At 43.1% G+C, this 17723-nt stretch carries 14 protein-coding genes; 10 read left to right on the top strand and 4 right to left on the bottom strand.

The genetic code is table 11. The features are described from left to right. The 4 genes from E0496_RS35545 to E0496_RS10695 all read left to right on the top strand — a co-directional run. On the top strand, window positions 1-1737 hold a 1737-nt coding region (locus E0496_RS35545; protein ID WP_338325838.1), incomplete at its 5' end, for an immunoglobulin-like domain-containing protein. Between the two features lie 77 nt (window positions 1738-1814). After that, window positions 1815-3161 carry an S-layer homology domain-containing protein gene (locus E0496_RS10705; RefSeq protein ID WP_161601366.1) on the top strand — a complete coding sequence of 449 codons (1347 nt, stop codon included), beginning with the start codon at window positions 1815-1817 and terminating at the stop codon, window positions 3159-3161. Window positions 3162-3433: 272 nt separating this feature from the next. Further along, a complete protein-coding gene (locus tag E0496_RS10700) occupies window positions 3434-5011 on the top strand; it encodes an AraC family transcriptional regulator (RefSeq protein WP_161601365.1) in 1578 nt (525 codons plus the stop codon). Window positions 5012-5117: 106 nt separating this feature from the next. Beyond that, window positions 5118-6167, top strand: coding sequence for an ABC transporter substrate-binding protein (locus E0496_RS10695; RefSeq protein ID WP_141501789.1), 1050 nt, complete (start codon window positions 5118-5120; stop codon window positions 6165-6167). 53 nt (window positions 6168-6220) lie between these two features. Here E0496_RS10695 and E0496_RS10690 read toward each other — a convergent pair whose 3' ends face one another. Next, window positions 6221-7177, bottom strand: a complete 957-nt coding sequence (locus tag E0496_RS10690; RefSeq protein ID WP_161601364.1) for a phosphotransferase family protein — start codon at window positions 7175-7177, stop codon at window positions 6221-6223. 311 nt (window positions 7178-7488) lie between these two features. Continuing rightward, window positions 7489-8589 (bottom strand): nucleoside-triphosphatase, encoded by a 1101-nt coding sequence (locus E0496_RS10685; RefSeq protein WP_141501537.1) that lies wholly within the window; start codon window positions 8587-8589, stop codon window positions 7489-7491. 316 nt (window positions 8590-8905) lie between these two features. Between E0496_RS10685 and E0496_RS10680 the strand changes: the two genes are divergently transcribed. The 3 genes from E0496_RS10680 to E0496_RS10670 all read left to right on the top strand — a co-directional run bounded on the left by E0496_RS10680 (window position 8906) and on the right by E0496_RS10670 (window position 13070). Beyond that, window positions 8906-10135: a sensor histidine kinase gene (locus E0496_RS10680; protein ID WP_141501536.1), complete on the top strand. Its 1230-nt coding sequence runs from the start codon at window positions 8906-8908 to the stop codon at window positions 10133-10135. Beyond that, complete coding sequence (locus tag E0496_RS10675) at window positions 10132-10779, top strand: response regulator (RefSeq protein ID WP_141501535.1); 648 nt, start codon at window positions 10132-10134, stop codon at window positions 10777-10779. Before E0496_RS10680 ends, E0496_RS10675 begins: the two co-directional genes overlap by 4 nt. 116 nt (window positions 10780-10895) lie before the next feature. After that, a complete protein-coding gene (locus E0496_RS10670) occupies window positions 10896-13070 on the top strand; it encodes an MMPL family transporter (protein ID WP_141501534.1) in 2175 nt (724 codons plus the stop codon). A gap of 181 nt (window positions 13071-13251) precedes the next feature. Here the strand turns inward: E0496_RS10670 and E0496_RS10665 are convergent, their stop codons facing one another. Further along, complete coding sequence (locus E0496_RS10665; protein WP_141501787.1) at window positions 13252-13995, bottom strand: MBL fold metallo-hydrolase; 744 nt, start codon at window positions 13993-13995, stop codon at window positions 13252-13254. 163 nt (window positions 13996-14158) lie between these two features. Between E0496_RS10665 and E0496_RS10660 the strand changes: the two genes are divergently transcribed. Then, window positions 14159-15043 carry a TetR/AcrR family transcriptional regulator gene (locus E0496_RS10660; protein ID WP_141501533.1) on the top strand — a complete coding sequence of 295 codons (885 nt, stop codon included), beginning with the start codon at window positions 14159-14161 and terminating at the stop codon, window positions 15041-15043. Window positions 15044-15102: 59 nt separating this feature from the next. Next, window positions 15103-15462, top strand: a complete 360-nt coding sequence (locus tag E0496_RS10655) for a winged helix-turn-helix transcriptional regulator (protein ID WP_141501532.1) — start codon at window positions 15103-15105, stop codon at window positions 15460-15462. 78 nt (window positions 15463-15540) lie between these two features. On the opposite strand, the gene E0496_RS10650 is transcribed toward E0496_RS10655, so the two are convergent. Then, window positions 15541-16071 (bottom strand): NAD(P)H-dependent oxidoreductase, encoded by a 531-nt coding sequence (locus E0496_RS10650; RefSeq protein WP_141501531.1) that lies wholly within the window; start codon window positions 16069-16071, stop codon window positions 15541-15543. Window positions 16072-16385: 314 nt separating this feature from the next. On the opposite strand from E0496_RS10650, the gene E0496_RS36860 reads away from it, so the two are divergent. Next, entirely contained in the window at window positions 16386-17174 is a 789-nt protein-coding gene (locus E0496_RS36860) for a collagen-like protein (protein WP_141501530.1), read from the top strand. Window positions 17175-17723: the final 549 nt, after the last annotated feature.

Here is a 17723-nt window from a genome sequence, read left to right as displayed (position 1 = left end):
GAATCGGTAGATACGGATACAGCATCGCTAAGTGTAGTCTTTGTTCCAGGCGATTCGGCAGCAGGCGTGACACAGAACCTAAGCTTGCCGACAGTGGGAGCGAACGGAACGGAGATCAGTTGGTCCTCAAGCGAGTCAACAGTCATCGCTACGAACGGAACGGTAAATCGCCCAGCGAAAACAGCGAGTGATGTAATTGTGACACTGACAGCTACGATTACCAAAGACGGCGAGCAGAAAACGAAAGAGTTCACGGTAAACGTGCTGAAACTGACGGCGTTTAGTGATAAAGAATCAGTAGATACGGACACAGCATCGCTAAGTGTAGTCTTTGTTCCAGGTGATTCGGCAGCAGGCGTGACACATAACCTAAGCTTGCCGACAGTGGGAGCGAACGGAACGGAGATCAGTTGGTCCTCAAGTGAGTCAACGGTAATAACTGCAGACGGAACGGTAAATCGTCCAGCGAAAACAGCGAGCGATGTGAACGTGACACTGACCGCGACGATTACCAAAGGTGATGAGCAGGAGACAAAAACGTTCACAGTAAACGTATTGAAGCTAACAACGTTTACCGATATAGAATCGATAGAAGCGGACACCGCATCGCTAAGTGTATTCTTTGTTCCAGGCGACTCGGCAGCAGGCGTAACACAGAACCTAAGCTTGCCGTCAGTAGGAGCGAACGGAACGGAGATCAGTTGGTCCTCAAGCAAGTCAACGGTAATAGCTGTAGACGGATCGGTAAACCGTCCAGCGAAAACAGCGAGCGATGTGATTGTGACATTGACTGCGACGATTACCAAAGGTAACCAACAGGAGACAAAAACGTTCACGGTAAACGTGTTGAAGCTATCGGCGTTAAGTGATACAGAATCGGTAGAAGCGGACAAAACGGCTCTTACTATTGCGTATGCTAGTGGTGAAACTTCAGTTAATGTAACACATAACTTGGGGCTGCCGAATACAGGTGCAAATGGTTCTGCGGTCACTTGGTCATCCAGCAATACAGCGTTGATTAAATCTGATGGAACAGTAACGCGTCCTGCTTATCATGCAGGTGACACAACGATCACTTTAACGGCTACAATTACGAAAAATGGTACATCGGAACAGAAGCTTTTCGATGTCATTGTATTGAAGAACGGTCAAACGGTAGCGCCAGCTGCTTCGAGCATCTTAATTATGAATAACGCTGCAGGACAAAATGATCTCATCCAGTTGTCAGGTTTACTAGCAGGGGACGTAGTGAACGTGTACAGTTCTGCAGATGAGTTGATCGGAACGGCTACGGTTGCTAGCAATGAAACATCTGCTAGCTTGCAGATCACACAGCTTGGCCTAGAAGCTGGCTCTGTGAAAGTGACGATTATTCGTGGTGCTCTCGATGAAAGTGACAAAGTCACGGTCAATTTTGCGAAAGAAGGAGCAAAACCGTTTACGATTTCGGGTAATCCATTGATTACGGCAAATGGTATTTCGGCTAAAGTAACGGTTTCACCAACAGCTGGAACAGCGCACATGGGCAAAGAAGTTGTGGTCTTCCAATTGATGAAGGGCACTGAGCCAATCAGCATCGTTGTTTTAGAGAAAGACATTGTTGCTGCTGAAGACTTGATTGCACACTTTAATGTGTCTGGTTCAGGTTACTCAGTTAAGGTGTTTGTAGTTGATTCGTACAGTGGAAGCTTCACGGATGTTGGTAACAGCCTTGCTTCTGCAATTGTGTTGCAATAATCAAAGCCATTTGAGTACCATAATCGAACCTGGTTAATTCCGGGTTCGATTATTCCATGAAAGAGAGGAAACCTATTGTGAAGATACGATTGTTTAAGATGATGATAATAGCCGCGCTCTTACTAGTATCCATTCCTGTAAGTGTTATGGCCGAATCCGCAAATGTTTCATTAAAGGATATTACAGATAAAGTGCAAGGGAATTCGGTTACGGTTGAAGGAAAGACTAGTTTTGAGGAGATTTTGATTAAGATTCTGCGTCCTAATAACACCGTGTTTTACTACGATCTAGTGCTACCGGATTCTTCTGGAAACTATTCGACTACAATCACATTACCAAGTAATGCAGACTTGGGAACTTACACCGTAGTAGTGGGCAAGGGTGCTGATGTCGTAACCGATCCATTCAAAGTATCTGCATCCAATTCTGGATCAGGTACTGGCGGAGGTGGAGGTGGCGTAATCACCGTACCAACGACCAATACAGCAACCATTCAGGTATCCATTGGGGGGACTGTCACCCTAAACGGAGCAACAATCAGTTTTCCGGCGGGAGCATTGGGCAGCGATATTAAAGTGACGGTAGACAAATTAACTGACGCTTCGAAATTGCCAATGGATATTTTGCAAAAATTAATTAGTGATGTTTTTGAAATTACGAAAGACAAAGAAGGCTTGTTCCAAAAAACGGTAACTATCACGTTGCCATTTGACAAAAGCGACCTAAGCTTGGAGAAATTTGATTTTAAGTTATATTGGCTGAATGAGACGACTGGCAAGTGGATTCCTTTGGATAACCAGCAAATTGATCTAAATAAGGGAGTGGTAAGCGGGACTGTCAATCACTTCACTAAATTTGCTGTTTTAGCTACGGAAAAGGAACAACCGGTTGAACCGGAACTAGCTTTGACGGACATTAAGGGACATTGGGCAGAAGCGAACATTGTAGAGCTTATTAAGCTTGGCGCAATCAGCGGCTATCCAGATCATACCTTCAAGCCAAACAATAAAATTACGCGTGCAGAATTCGTTTCCGTTCTTGTGAAAGCTTTCAATATTGAGCCCAAAGACGGCAAAGTTTATGCCGATACAGCCAATCACTGGGCTAAAACGGCAATTAGCACAGCAGCGGAGCAAGGAATTGTAAACGGATTTAGCGAAACAACGTTTGGTCCTAACGAACCGATTACTCGCGAGCAAATGGCTGCCATGATTGTCAAAGCTGCTAAGCTTCCATTAGTAACGGAGGGCAAAACGTTTACAGATAGTTCGGACATCTCGGCATGGGCAACGTCGAGCGTAGCTACCGCGTCTTCAAAAGGCTTGATAGGCGGTTACGAGAACGGTTCTTTAAAACCAAAAGGGAATGCGACTCGCGCAGAAGCGGTGACAGTCATTCTAAAAGCGATTTCTATCAATAAATAATGCGATTAACAGGCATAAATCAATAAAATATTCCAAATTGGGTGTCCCGAAAGCCATTAGGCTAGCAAGGACTCCCCTTTTTATTTATATATGGGGCATTACATACAATCATCTCATGCGCGTCTTAGTTAGTGTGGGATTAAGAACAAGATAATTCATATGATGAAGATTGACAGTGAGAATTGCTATCAATTAAAATTATTTATAGGAAACATAAATAGATGGGAGCTTAGAGAAGATGGCTCAACTTCAAAAAAATGAGGGCGGGGGAGTTGAATAAGGGGCTACTCACTAGCTGCTGGTTCAGAATAGTAGATTGCTATCGGGAATTAGAGGGCTCTAATTATCGGTTAAAGTATGAAGCTTCCCCAAGGTATGCACTTATCGTCTCTACCAAACGGCACGGGATTATTATCATTGACGGCATGCTGTACCCACAAACCCCCAATACCGTGTATTTCGTGTCACCAGGTCAACGAGTAGAAACCAATTACACCTCAGACGGAGAGCAAGTGTTATATGTGTTTCATTTAGAGATCATTTCTGAGGTAAAAAATAGTGATCAGCCAAGCCCCATTATATCGGGTTTGACACAAGTGAATGTGGCAGCAGAAACGCTGCTGTTATCTCACTGTGAGAAGATATTCGAGAACTGGACCACTATTGATCCCGCGGATCGATTTGCCAGCCAGGCTGGATTTCAGGATTTATTGCACCTGCTGTTCAAAAAGCAAGGCCAACATGAGACAGCGCTTGATCAGGCGCGCAACTATATGAATAACAACTTTCAGGAAGCGATTACGGTTGAGGAGCTGTCCGAGCTGGCGGGTATGAGCCGTTATTATTTTATGCGATCCTTCAAAGAGCAATTTGGACAAAGTGCTATGGATTATTTATCTGAGGTTCGTACCAATCAGGCGAAACGTTTAATGAACGAAGGCCAGACGCTGCAGAAAGTTGCCGAAAAGGTAGGTTATATCGATAGGCAGTATTTCAGCAGCCAATTCAAAAAGCTTGTTGGGATGTCGCCTAGTATGTATAATCTGAATCGCAAAAGCAAAATTGCTGCTTATAGCTGGCCTAATATCGGACATTTGCTTAGTTTGAAAATTATCCCTTACGCTGCGCCGATTGATCAGACCTGGACGGATGAATATCGGAAAAGATACCGTTTTGATATTAAAGTGCCTTTGAGTCATGATTACGAGTTTAATAGAGAAGCTTTATGGCGGGCACGACCTGACCGCATTATTGCTCTGGAAGAAATGATTCCCGATGAGGAAAAAGAGAAGCTGAGGGAGATTGCTCCGGTTATGTTTCTTCCATGGCATCGCGAAAGTTGGAGAATGCATTTGCTAATGACCGCTCAGTTTCTGGATCGTGAAAAGGAAGCGGAAAAATGGCTCACTCGCTATGATTTGAAAGTAGGGGGCGTTTTGGAGAACATTCCTGCTTCGTTCAGGCAAGGCCGTTTGCTTATTCTGAATATTGTGCCACGAGGAATCAAAGTTTGGGGTAAAAGGGCAGGTACGGTTTTGTACGACGATCTGAAAATCCACTGTGCAACGGGAGTGGAGCAGATCGAATTTACCGAATATGTAGAAACGGGTCAGCTTGCAACATTTGATGCGGACCTTATACTAATTAATGTAATGATCGATTGGCATTCCCAAACGAGGTGGGATCAGCTTCATCGGTCGGAGCAATGGCAGAAGCTGAAGGCTGTCCGCAATCATAACGTTCATTATACTGCTGGTCATTCTTGGCTTGCAGAGCCGATTATGGAATATACTGCACATCGACACTATCATTGGCTTGAGGAGTTAAATCAACTATTTTGTGCTCTGTAACCATATAAAGTCGGCATCATTTCGTATTCCAAGCCGTTATTAGTATGATATAATTGCCTAGTCAATAATGAGAATCAATATCATTATAAATAACGGAGGGTACATGATGCATCAGAGAAAGAGAACGGCTTCTGCAAACCAAAGTTTCAAATGGGAAAGAACAAGGTATCGGACGATTATAGGATTAATGGCGACATTATTATTAGCCGTAATAATCAGCGCTTGCGGTAATAATTCGAATAGTGTGCAGACAGATAGCTCGGCACAGTCGACTGCACAACCGGAGGAGCAACAACCACTGACGATCAAGCACGAATACGGTGAAACGGTAGTTCCTACCAATCCGCAGCGTATTGCCGTTATTGGCCTTGAAGATCTAGCGCTTTCCTTAGAAGTCCCGATGGTGTACGCGTATGGGTTCGATGGTTATTATTTAGAAGATCAGCTTAGTGAATTGAAAATCCCTTTGTCCGGCAGTGCAGATACAAATCAGAATTTGGAGCAGATTCTAGAAACCAAGCCAGATCTTATACTACTGCAGCAGTATTTTACCGATCAGGCCGGATATGATGAGCTTAGCAAGATTGCCCCAACGGTTCCTTACAAGCCGGACGATTGGAAAGCAACCATCACGGATATGGGTAAAATCTTGGGGTTGGAAGAAAAAGCGCAAGCTGTGATACAGGCCTATGATGATAAAATAAACGATGCCAAAACAACAATTGCTGCTGCGGCTGGTACTGACAATTCTGTCGTATTTATTCGTCCGTCAATTAAAGATTTGCAAGTGTTTTTCCCTAGTTTCAATCCTTTGGTCTATGAACAATTAGGATTTAAACCAGATGCTAGCATCGAAGCATTTCAGAAGGAGTCCACCGAGGATTGGGGAATGAATACTTCACTGGAGAAGCTGCCTACGATTACAGCGAATTATGTATTCGCCATCTATGGAGGGTCAATCGACACTGCGGAGGATTTTGCAAAAGAGGAAGCATCCTCGTCAGAAGTTGAGAAGCTGACCGTATGGAAGGCGATTCCGGCTGTTAAGCAAAATCATGTATTCAAAGTATCTGCTAGACACTGGATGTCTTCGGGTCCAATCGCTGAGGGTAAAGTCATTGACGATGTAGTGGCTGCGATTACGAACAAACAATAAAATATGTCGATCTAATCAAAGGCCACTTCATCCGAAGTGGCCTTTCTAAAAACCTACAAACTCTTATACAATCTGTCCATTTGAAATGTTACAGATTTTAATAAAAAATCATGATATCTACCCCAAGTTCTCTTGTGTACCATTCCGAGCCTTCTAACCCCAATCCATAGTGCCCATAGGTCAATTTCAATTCGGTCATCATTGGTGAGGCTTCTTACTTTGTTATATCCTTCGGCTAAGGAAGGATAGCCCGCAGCAAGCTGTCCATGCTGCCCATCATGCAATTTAAAATGGCCTAAATCATAGAACGGGCTATTTCCTTGCATCTCCCCAAAGTCAATAATGCCCGTGAAATTTCCGTTATGGTAGAAAATATGCGAATCATCAAAATCGCCATGGTTTAAACAAGAAGGATGCCTTATCATCAATGCTAATCCAGTATTTATTGTGTTTTTGATTTGGATTGCAACATCCCGGTGGAAGACATTCTCTGACAATAAATATAAATCTTCATCAAAAAATGCATAAATGTATTCCTGCAATGAATGATGTTCACCTTTTAAAATATTTCCACAAACCTCTTTGCCTCGTTTAATTGAACCAAAACCATCAACTTGAATGCGATTTAAAACCGCAAGCTGCTGTCCAGCCTTACAAAGGATATCCTCGTATCCGACTAGAGGAGGAAAATCTTCAATTGGGGAACCAAGGATTTCTTTAACAAGCATCAAAGACATTCCTAATGATTCCGTATCATTTTCAAAAAATACAACTTCTGGAACTTGAACTTGTTGTTTCCTTAGCAATGAATGAACATGCACTTCCATAGCAAAACTCATATTTTGTTCTGGAAGGATTCGAAGATAATAAGTATCTGCACCTAATTGAACACGATAGACATAAGTAGATACACCGCTTAATACTCTTTCTATTTGAAAGTCTCTTGAATGAAGGTGATTACTAAGAGCTTTTATTACTAAATCAATGGTAGGGGCTTCTTTTTTTATCAAATGTTTAATCCTCTCTTTTGAAAATTCGTCAATAAGAAAATTATATAGGAGATTACTCTAATTAATCACGGGAGAGTTTTTGTATAATGAAACGTTACCAACATGCTGAGTAGGAATAGGTGTAGGGAATGGTATATGGGAATACGAGGGAAATTGAATCGAGTTAGTGTTTAATTTAGCTAATTATTATCGTTGAGTGAAACCGAGCAATGAGCAGGCCGCTAGGCGAGCCTGCTCATTTATTCGGTTAAAGGGTGATCATTATAGTTCGTGTTTGATAACCCTAGCTAGCTCTTAATTGCCGTCCTTTATTATTGTAGGCTATTCAGCAGTTCATCTAAGTTTGACTGTATCTCCAGTTGCTGCTTCTCAACGATAGAAAAATCTGTTGCTGCTGCATAAAAGGCCTTAATTTGAGAATCAATGCTCTCGGCAATATTCAAATAGGAGGTGGCCTCCTTCATTTTGGCCGAATATCTTTCCTTGATCGCAGCTATTTCAGTTGCATAGGCTTCATCAGTGCCGGGTGTAATCGTTTGCGTATACATATCCAAAACTTCATCCCCATGTCGCTCAGGGAAGTATTCATGCGGTGCGGTGCTGTCGAAGATCGCTGTGCTAAGTGAAGGGAAAATCAACATGTCCAGGCTGTTAGGGTCAAAGCCGCAATGAAAGACTTGAACTTCGATTCCTTTTTTTTCGGCCGCGGCCGCAAGCTTTTTAAGCATCGTTGATTTACCGGATCCAGGTCTTCCTTTGATAAAAATTCTTCTCTCCAGCTGAGCGGTCAAGCTTTGTATAAAATCGAATGCTCCTTTCGGAGTCGCAGCACCGAAAAACATGTGTCGCACATTCGTGGATAGGTTATTTTCATGTCCTGCAAATAATTGTTGAATGAAATGCTGCACAATTTGATCTGCCTTCACGAAATCCATGTTTTCGATGTAATATTTTTCCCATTCATCATGAATCCGCAATGCGGTTAAGAATGATTCATATCCTTTAGAGTAGGCATCAGCGAGTTTAGCTCTAAGGTTTTCGATCGCTGCTAATTGTTGTGGAAGAATGAGGCTGTTGGCGAGTGCATCCCCCAAATCAACAAAGATTACTTCACCCGCCGCGACCTCCGCAACCCCCTCGCACACTCGCCCATCAACGACACCAACCTTCAATTCTGTTGCAATGATACCGTCTAGTTCGTCGGGACGTAGCGGCGAGTGGAAGTATTGCAGTTGTTGGCCTTTTTCCAGCAAGCTATTTGCCAAACTGCTAATAACCGTCGATTTTCCAGTACCTGGCGGACCAGTAAGGATGTAAAGTGTATTCAGTCCCTGAAAGGCGGACTTATACAAGAAATGGGCTCCGTGTGCGGTGTTGCCGCGGGCAAAATAGTGAGATGTTTTTTCGACCAACCTGAAACACTCCTTTGTGCCTGTTCTCGATTGTTCTCAGTTACCATTTATGTAAATGAGCTGAGAATAAGCATAAGTGGGATAAATGCCTATGCTATTGTATATTCCGAGACGTTCACAGTGGTGTGTATTTGTTCTATTTATGAGCGGGCAAATACAATTTGTCAGAAAAAATAAGACTAGCCTGAAATATGAACCAAATCGAGTTGTTCTAAAGGCCTACGAATTTGAAATCTATTTAAATTGGCTTCTAGCCGAATAAGAGTTAAACTATGAATGCATTGTTTTATAATCGTTAACGATAGAGGTGCCCAGCATGAGCGATCACAATTATTCAAAAAACAAACCGTATGAACGCTATCGATCTGATGCCCAAAATGTACTGCGTGACTCCCGTCTACCCGTTTTAATTTGGGTTATTTTGATTTATTTTTCTGTTTTGTACTCCCAGTTTCCCTTGTTTCCCGCGTTGATCGATTTTATTATTTTTACTGGTCTTATTTTGATCCATATTTTGCTGCATTGGTATGCAGGATCTGTTGTGGATACAAGACCTTGGATTTATTTTGTGGTACAAGGATTTATTGTTTGGGGTTGTGCGCTGCTTATGCCTAAGGCTTATTCTGTCATCTTTGTAAGCTTATTGACGGCCTTGGCCGGGCAAAGCATCGGTGTATATTCCCAGCGGCTTAAGGTGTTTTTGATCTGTACCCTTTATTGTGCTTTGTATTCTTTTTCACTCGTTTGGCTCGGGACGACCGAGGATTTACCATCAACATTGCCATCGCTCTTCTTTCTGATGGTTTTCGTAATCGGCTATGCTACTTTGTTCTATAAACAAGTTCGTGTTAAATTGCGGACCCAGTCGTTTTTGCGTGAATTGGAACGAGCGCACAGGAAAGTAGAGGATCTAACCATTGCCAACGAACGTCAGAGGATGGCCCGTGATTTGCATGATACCTTGGCACAAGGGCTGGCAGGTCTCATTATGCAGCTTGATGCCGCAGATGCGCATTTCGAGAACGATAATATACATCGAGCCCACGAGATTGTTCAACTGTCGAAAGCCCAAGCAAAGCGAACGCTTGCCGAGGCGAGAAGCGCTATCGACGACTTGCGTTCGTATTCCGCAGAGGTCATAGAAATTTCTAAAGCGGTGCAGGATGAGGCAGAACGTTTCTCGCATGCCACAGGGGTACATATTTCTACACAGCTATCCATACCTTATCCGATGGTCCCGAAGTTGATCTTTGAACATAGCTTGCACATTATCCGAGAATGCTTGTCAAATACAGCTAAATATGCCAACGCTACGAACGTAGAAGTCGTGGTTGCAGCACGAGAAAACGTGATTGAGCTAATAATTACCGATGACGGAATAGGGTTCGATACCAAGCTAATCGAGAAACAATCTGGTAGCTATGGTTTAATTGGCCTATATGAACGAGCCAGAATTATTGGTGGGGATATTAAAATCGAAAGCGGAAAGCAAGGAACAAAAGTTTCTGTTCGCATTCCATTACAACAGGAGGACACCATCTTATGACCATTAAGATTCTTATTGTGGATGACCACTTAGTCGTTCGTGAGGGACTTAAGCTGATCCTGGAAACCAATCAAAGGTACGAGGTAGTCGCAGAAGCATCCAACGGTGTGGAAGCGGTCCGTCTGGTGGAGGCATACAAGCCGGACGTTATTCTATTGGATTTAAACATGCCTGAGATGGGCGGCTTAGATACCATGACAGCACTCAAAGCTAAAGGACTCGATATTCCGGTCATTATTTTGACTACTTATAACGAGGATGAAATGATGATCCGAGGACTGGCGTTAGGTGCCAAAGGGTATTTGCTCAAGGATACGGGAAGGGAGATGATATTTCGCTCGATTGATGCAGCGATAAGGGGGGAAACGTTGCTTCTTCCGGAAATCACCGAGAAAGTTTTCGGTAACAGGACGCCATTAAAGGCGAAAGAGTCATCCTCGTCGAAACCACTTCTTTCAGACAAAGAATTAATCGTGCTTCAAGCGATTGCTCGTGGGGCTCGAAGTAAAGAGATCGGCTTCGAAATGGGAATATCAGAACGGACAGTAAAGACTCAATTAACCAGTATTTACAATAAATTAGGTGTTGATTCGAGACCGCAGGCCGTCGCCGTGGCGGTGGAGCGGGGGATCCTGCATTTATAATCGAAAATTTCATAGATTTGCCCGATCGTACATTTGGGGATTGCCCTTTTGTACGATTTTTTATTTTTCTCCTCCGTTTATGATGGATGTATGAATAAAAGAGGAGTGAGTGTTAGATGGCAGAAAAGCTTTATAGACTTGGGAAATGGTGCGCCAATAATCGCGGAAAGGCCCTATTATCTTGGGTGATTATCTTGGGCATAATTATCACGTTAGGCGTATCTTTTGATGGAGAGAAATCAACAAATCTGTCAATACCAGGAACGGAATCGCAAAAAGCTACTGATCTGTTGTCGATAGAGTTTTCATCCGGGAATAATGAACCACAGGGTGGAGCCGTTCAAGTCGTTTTCAAAGCACCCGAAGGAAAAACGCTTGAAGATGAAAAAATGAAAGAGGCTGTCATGTCGTTTATCGATGCCTCCAAAAAAGATCAAGAAATCATTGCAGCCATGGACCCCTACACGCTGGGAACCGTAAGTCAGGATAAACGGATCGGTTACGCCAACTTGACTTATGGTGTTGCTGCAGAAAATGTTCCTCAAGAATCAAAAGATCAAGTGTTGACTAACATTAATATCACCAAAGATGCAGGCATTCAGACGGAGCTAAGTGGAACCGTACAAATTGTCGCCGTTCATGGCGGTGCTAGTGGCGAATTAATTGGTATCTTGGTTGCCTTTATGATCCTGACCATCACATTTATGTCCATGCTTATGGCAGGAATCCCGATACTATTAGCCGGTGTTGGTGTTGTTGCAGGTATTATGCTCATCAATTTCGGATCAGGCTTCATTTCGATTGGTAGTTCGTCAACTGCATTATCGACGATGTTAGGTCTTGCTGTAGGAATTGACTATGCCTTGCTTATTATTTCCAGGGTTCGGCAGGAAGCGAGTAAACGATCAGACACAACTGAAGCGATAGCAATTGCTACTGCGACTGCAGGAAGTGCCGTTATATTTGCCGGTCTGACCGTCATTATTGCACTTGTAGGCTTAGCTGTCGTTAACATTCCGTTTCTTACCGAGATGGGTCTCGCCGCTGCATTAACGGTCCTTATGGCAATGGCTGTTTCCATTACACTGTTACCGGCACTCCTTTCCTTGATGGGTAAGCGTATCATTCCGAAAAGAAAAAAAGCGGCAGCAAAGCAGCGAACTTCGAATATATTTGCCTCTTGGGCACGTTTTGTATCGCGATTTCCAGCGCCCGTTATATTGGTAACACTTATCTTAATTGGCTCTATGTGTTATCCTGTGCTGCACATGAAAACAGGACTTCCCGATAATGGGACAAGATCCATCGAAACGACCGAAAGAAGAGCTTATGATCTCATGGCTGAAGGATTTGGGCCAGGAATTAACGGCCCAATTACAGTCGTAGTGAATTCATCCGACAGCGAAACAACAAAGCAGGTTGCTTCCGTCGTTGTGGAAGAAATTAGCAAGCTGGACGGCGTTGTAAGTGTATCACAGCCATTCTTCAATCAATCGGAGAACGTATCGATTCAAACCTTAATGCCAAGTGACGGGCCATTAGCCGATCAAACGCTAGAGCTCGTTAAAGCGGTAAGAAAACATAATTCGGAAATTGCGGAAAAGTACCAAGCAGAGATTATGCTTACAGGTGTTACCGTTTTGAATATGGATATAACGGATAGCTTAAATAACGCTTTGCCCATTTTCATCGCAACTATTGTAGGGTTTGGTTTGATTATCCTTGCCATTATGTTTCGCTCCATACTGGTTCCCATAAAGGCGATCATTGGTTTTCTGTTTACGATCTTCTCGTCACTCGGTGCTGTTGTGCTTGTTTTCCAAGACGGGTATCTAAGCGAATTATTTGGTATAACGAATGTAGGGCCGCTTTTGAATTTCCTTCCCATACTAGTCGTAGGGATCGTATTCGGATTAGCCATGGATTACCAAGTTTTCTTAGTATCCCGGATGCGAGAAGACTACAGTCACAGCGGTGATGCTAAGAAATCGGTTATTTCCGGTATGGAACAGAATGGTCTAGTCGTAACTCTTGCGGCACTTATCATGATTTCTGTATTTTGCGGCTTTATCTTTATGGATGAACCAGTCATTCAATCATTGGGTCTAGCCCTTACGGCTGCGGTATTCATTGATGCGTTTATTGTTAGAATGACATTCGTGCCTGCTGTAATGGCACTATTGGGGAAATCGGCGTGGTATATGCCCAAATGGCTGGACCGCGTGCTGCCGAACGTAGATATTGAGGGCGAGAGCATGGTTTCCAAAAAAGTCGAACAGAAGGCAAGTTAATCTCTGCGGTCTGATAGGCCATCGAGCAGCTGCTGAATCGAAGAAATATAACCAGTTAGATTACGCCGCATGTAGCAAGTACCATGAATACTAGCCACCCTCTCGGGTGGCTGTTTTTTTGGTAATGTGCATGATAATTATCCGAGGGGAGGAATTCCCTATCCTCATGATAGGAATATGGTTAAGGCTGCACAATCAAGTCAGCAATCCTTTTGTTAATATCGCCTCGCAACAGTCCGCCATGATAGCATACGACAGCTTCGATATCAAAAGGCTTGAATTTCTTTAATGATTGAACAGCTTGCTCCATATCAATCGTAGAGTATGGAGAAGAACCCTGCAATTCGCCATTATGGATAACCAAGGCGTCGCCGGCTATCAGTGTTTTGCTCGCATGGTGATATAGACTGACATGGCCAGGTGTATGACCAGGTGTATGAATTACCGTTAAACCACCGCCAATCGGAAGTGTGTCACCGTCCGCCATTAGTCTTGTTACATTTGGTTTGGAGGGGTGAACGAAGACTTTATTGAATTGAGTGCGAACGTTTGACGGTAAGCTTTCTAGCTCTGCATTCAAGCGTTCGGTCGGAAATTTGAGAAGGGGAGCTTTCCCGTCGATCGTATCTCGATCGTCTTCATGGGCATATACCTCGAATGGCGATTCGCTTGTATTTTCCAAAAATCCCGGCAAGCCTCCGATGTGATCGATGTCCTGATGCGTCAGAATAATGGCCTGAAGAGGCAACTTATCAATTCCAGCGTGTTTGGCGTAGTCAAGGATCACGCTTGCCGAGCTCGGCATTCCTGTATCGATTAACGTCCAAGCATCCTTATCGTGAAAAATAGTGGGATGAATCGGCATGGAGCGCTCGCCAAGCTTCATCTCTATGTCTAGCATCTCTAAGCCTTCTGCAATGCGCATAATTGTTGCCGAGCTGGCACTAGGGCCTAGCGCCGGCACACCTCCTTTAAATGATTAAATTAAAACTCATTAGTATAATATAGAACTATATAGTTTTAATGTCAATGCCTTAACGTTGACCTCAATTGCAACTCATGTCAATATAAGATGGGGTGATAGTCAAATGAAGGATTTAAAGAAGGCGAAAATTCTCGACGCGGCTATGGATTTGTTTCGGAATAAGGGCTATGGTTCAACTTCCATGCAAGACATCGCTGAAACATGCGGAGTGGCCAAAGCCAGTATATATAAATTTTTCACATCCAAAGAGGACTTGTTTACGGCGACGTTCGTCGCGTGCTACCAGACGTTACTTGAGCAGGCAGCTGAGCTCGAGCGCACTGGAATGCCGCTTGGTATGTCCTCAAAGGATAAATTAAGCCGCAAAATTGAATTTTATCTGTACTATATCTTAGAGAATCACTTGTTTATGATCGAATTCAGCGAACTGCCCATAGCGGAGAACGAGTCTTTCATGGAAGCGAGGAAGAAGATTAAGATTGCCCTGCTTACCTGGCGGAAGGAAATGTTGATCGAAGCATTCAGCGAGCGGCTCGAGTTGTACGTGTGGGATGCAGTCATGATCTTTCAGGGCATTCTTCATGAATATATGAGCGGAGTTTTGCGGAAGGAGATCTCGCAGCCAATTCCCGAACTTGCGGATTTCATCGTTGATCGAATGGAGGCAGTCGTTAAAGATATGATGCAAAAGGCACCAAAATCGATGATTGGTGAATGGATCATCGATTATAATCCCAATCAGCAAAACGATGAGACGGCACGTAAGGGAACAGTTGAAGAATTTCTAGCGGCGATGGAGCTGCGGATTCAGACGCTCCCTTTATCACCAGCTTCTCGTATAGAGTTAAGGGATGTTGTTGGCCTGCTTCGTCAGGAAGTTTTGTCGGAGAAGCCTAATCTCACTCTTCTGCGTGTATTGAAGGCTCATCTGGAAGCCGTTCCAGAACTGCGCTCGTATTTGCGCCAGCTCAAGCTGTTGATGACTTAGGTTTAATTGTACGGAATAAGCATATTTATTTTAGATCTAACCGAAGGAGTGTGTAACTTTTGAACGAAACCTGTGTTCCAACCGGCGTGGGATTAAATGAGACTGGCTTTGGCTATACGTTGTCCTTAATCGGCGGTAAGTATAAGATGATCATTATGTATTGTCTGTCTGAAAATAAAGTTATACGGCATAATGAGCTGAAGCGAAGTATTGGTTCGATTTCCTTTAAAACGCTAAGCGTCATGTTGAAAGAGCTGGAGGCAGACGGTTTGATCCTACGTCAGGAATATCCCCAAGTGCCTCCGAAAGTTGAATATTCCTTAACGGAACGCGGACTTTCTCTCCTTCCATTGTTGGATATGATGTGTGAGTGGGGAGAGAAAAACAGTCCGGAAGGTCAAGAAAATGAGTTGACGTAGGCATTGACGTTTTTATTAAAAAAAGTATCGCCTAAACAAGGCGATACTTTTTTTGTATAGCTGTATGTTAGTTTCTTCCTACATGTTGTCAATAAAATTCAAATAATCTTGTACGCCTTTTTCTAGTTGACTTGCAGACGTCCCGTTTTCTGTACCATAAAATGCGAAAAAAGATCGATAATCGGCATGACAGTATAGGAGTGTAGTTTCAAATGGGGATAATAGATTTTCAAGCGTATAGCGATATTTTCCCTCTTTGCTATAATCATCTTTTTCAATTCCAGCGGACACAGCTAATGCAGCTTTACGATTTTTTAATTTGTTGCCTCCATTTGATCCGAAAGCCCAACCATGGATAAAAACTTCATCAAGCCATTGCTTAAGGAGTGGCGGACAATTAAACCAATAAAAAGGAAACTGTAAAACGAGATTTTGATGTGATTCAATTAATTGTTGTTCTTTACCCACATCAATGTTCCCGTCAGGATAAACCTTATGCAATTCGTGCACGGTATACTTTTCAGGATATTTATGGAGTTCTTCGACCCACCGTTTATTAATGATGGACGTTTCGATGCTGGGGTGTGTGACGATAACAAGTGTTTTCAAAGTTGTTAACCTCCTTGAGTTGTATTACTTCATGAGTATATAGCGCACGCTACAAATATGTAAGTATGCACTTTTACTACAGGTACTTACATAAAGGTAAGTATCAAATTAGCGATTGAGTTCTTATTTTATGAAAATCATCATCAAATTGATTAGACTGATTTTCAAAGAGTCTAGATTCTCTATGTTATTGTTCCTCCGCAATAACCTCTTTTTTGAAAAACAGATAGTTGTCTACTAGGTTTTTAGGTATACACCTTTCCAATACCATGCACCTCAACGTAGGATAATTCAAATCCCAAGGAGGTGCTATTTTGAATTGTTCAGGAAATAAACATAAAAAAAGATGTCACAAAAAAGTTGTTGTTGTGTGTAAACCAAAAAGAAATAAGAAGAAAAATATAATCGTTAAAAAGAAAATAGTTAAAGTAACCTGCCCGCGTCCGGTTGTTAATGTCACCCCTGTCCCAGGACCAGCAGGTCCGCAAGGAGCCCAAGGACCAGCCGGTCCACAAGGCTTATCGGGTGCTCAAGGAGTAGCAGGAGCTCAGGGACCAGCAGGAGCGCAAGGAGCAACAGGGACACAAGGCGTTACAGGTCCGCAAGGACCAACAGGCACATTTTCACCAGTTTACGGTAGTATATACGATAACGATTCCCAAACTCTTGGAGCGGATGAAGCTGTTCGTTTTAACCAATTTGATCAGCCAGATGTGGTACTTTTTGGTGGTTTAACGGCAACCGCTACAACACTTACGGTACCTGTGGATGGAGACTATTCCATTATGTGGGAAATCGTTTTCTTGCCAGAAGAAGTGGCAACGCATTGTGCATTTGGTATATTTGTAAATGGTAGTTTACAAAACTCAACGAGATCAGGAATTGCCGTTTTCACAGATCAAGAGGTTGGAGCTGTTGGTTCGGATTCAATTCTTAGACTTTTATCTGGGGACGTCATAGAATTGCGAGCACTAATCCCAGCAACGAGCACACAAACAACCATTGATTTATCTGCAGAAATTCAATATCCACCATTCGGCGGTGTAGCAGATCAACCAATTAACAGCGCATCTATACGTATTATTAGATTGGGACCCTCGTAGATTTATATTCGAACCACTTTTCTAAATGCAAGTTTATATTTGAATTGAAACTCCAGTAAATAGCTGGAGTTTATTTGTATGAGGTTGACCCGCTTGTTTATAGCGATCCAGGCGTTCCAATTTTCCGTAAGCCCGGTCCATCACCATAATAAAGTCGGGGTTTTCCAAGGATTCGCATAAAGGGCTAACATGCCTTGCGCCTTGTTTCACGATTACATTTGCGGACAAGTAGCCGAAACGATAGGCCGACCATTCCTCACTGCTGCGGCAACCTAATAGTGAAGCAACTGATAAACGGTGAATTTTCGCGCCACATCGACATAGCCAACCGTCTTCACGATGGAATCAACTTCTTCGGGCGCAAGAATGGTTTGAAGGATTGAGAGAATCGTATTAGACTTTTTTATGGAGTCGTCACCTTTCGGTCTGTTTGTAGGGGTACAAACATTTTACCGGGTTGACGGCTCTTTTTCTACCATTTAGTGGTTAATCAACAGGCCTGAAAATATGTCATTTTATTTCTGGTAGTGAGAGGAAATATGGTAAGAT

Source organism: Paenibacillus luteus (assembly GCF_006542765.1).
Classification (GTDB): Bacteria; Bacillota; Bacilli; order Paenibacillales; family Paenibacillaceae; genus Pristimantibacillus; species Pristimantibacillus luteus.
Note: the sequence above shows the minus strand (reverse complement) of the source record. Positions and strands in the feature narration are given on the sequence as shown.

Coding starts and splice junctions, on each gene's coding strand:
- E0496_RS10695 (WP_141501789.1), top strand. CDS start 5,118: ATGCATCAGAGAAAGAGAACGGCTTCTGCAAACCAAAGTTTCAAATGG.
- E0496_RS10680 (WP_141501536.1), top strand. CDS start 8,906: ATGAGCGATCACAATTATTCAAAAAACAAACCGTATGAACGCTATCGA.
- E0496_RS10665 (WP_141501787.1), bottom strand. CDS start 13,995: ATGCGCATTGCAGAAGGCTTAGAGATGCTAGACATAGAGATGAAGCTT.
- E0496_RS10670 (WP_141501534.1), top strand. CDS start 10,896: ATGGCAGAAAAGCTTTATAGACTTGGGAAATGGTGCGCCAATAATCGC.
- E0496_RS10675 (WP_141501535.1), top strand. CDS start 10,132: ATGACCATTAAGATTCTTATTGTGGATGACCACTTAGTCGTTCGTGAG.
- E0496_RS10660 (WP_141501533.1), top strand. CDS start 14,159: ATGAAGGATTTAAAGAAGGCGAAAATTCTCGACGCGGCTATGGATTTG.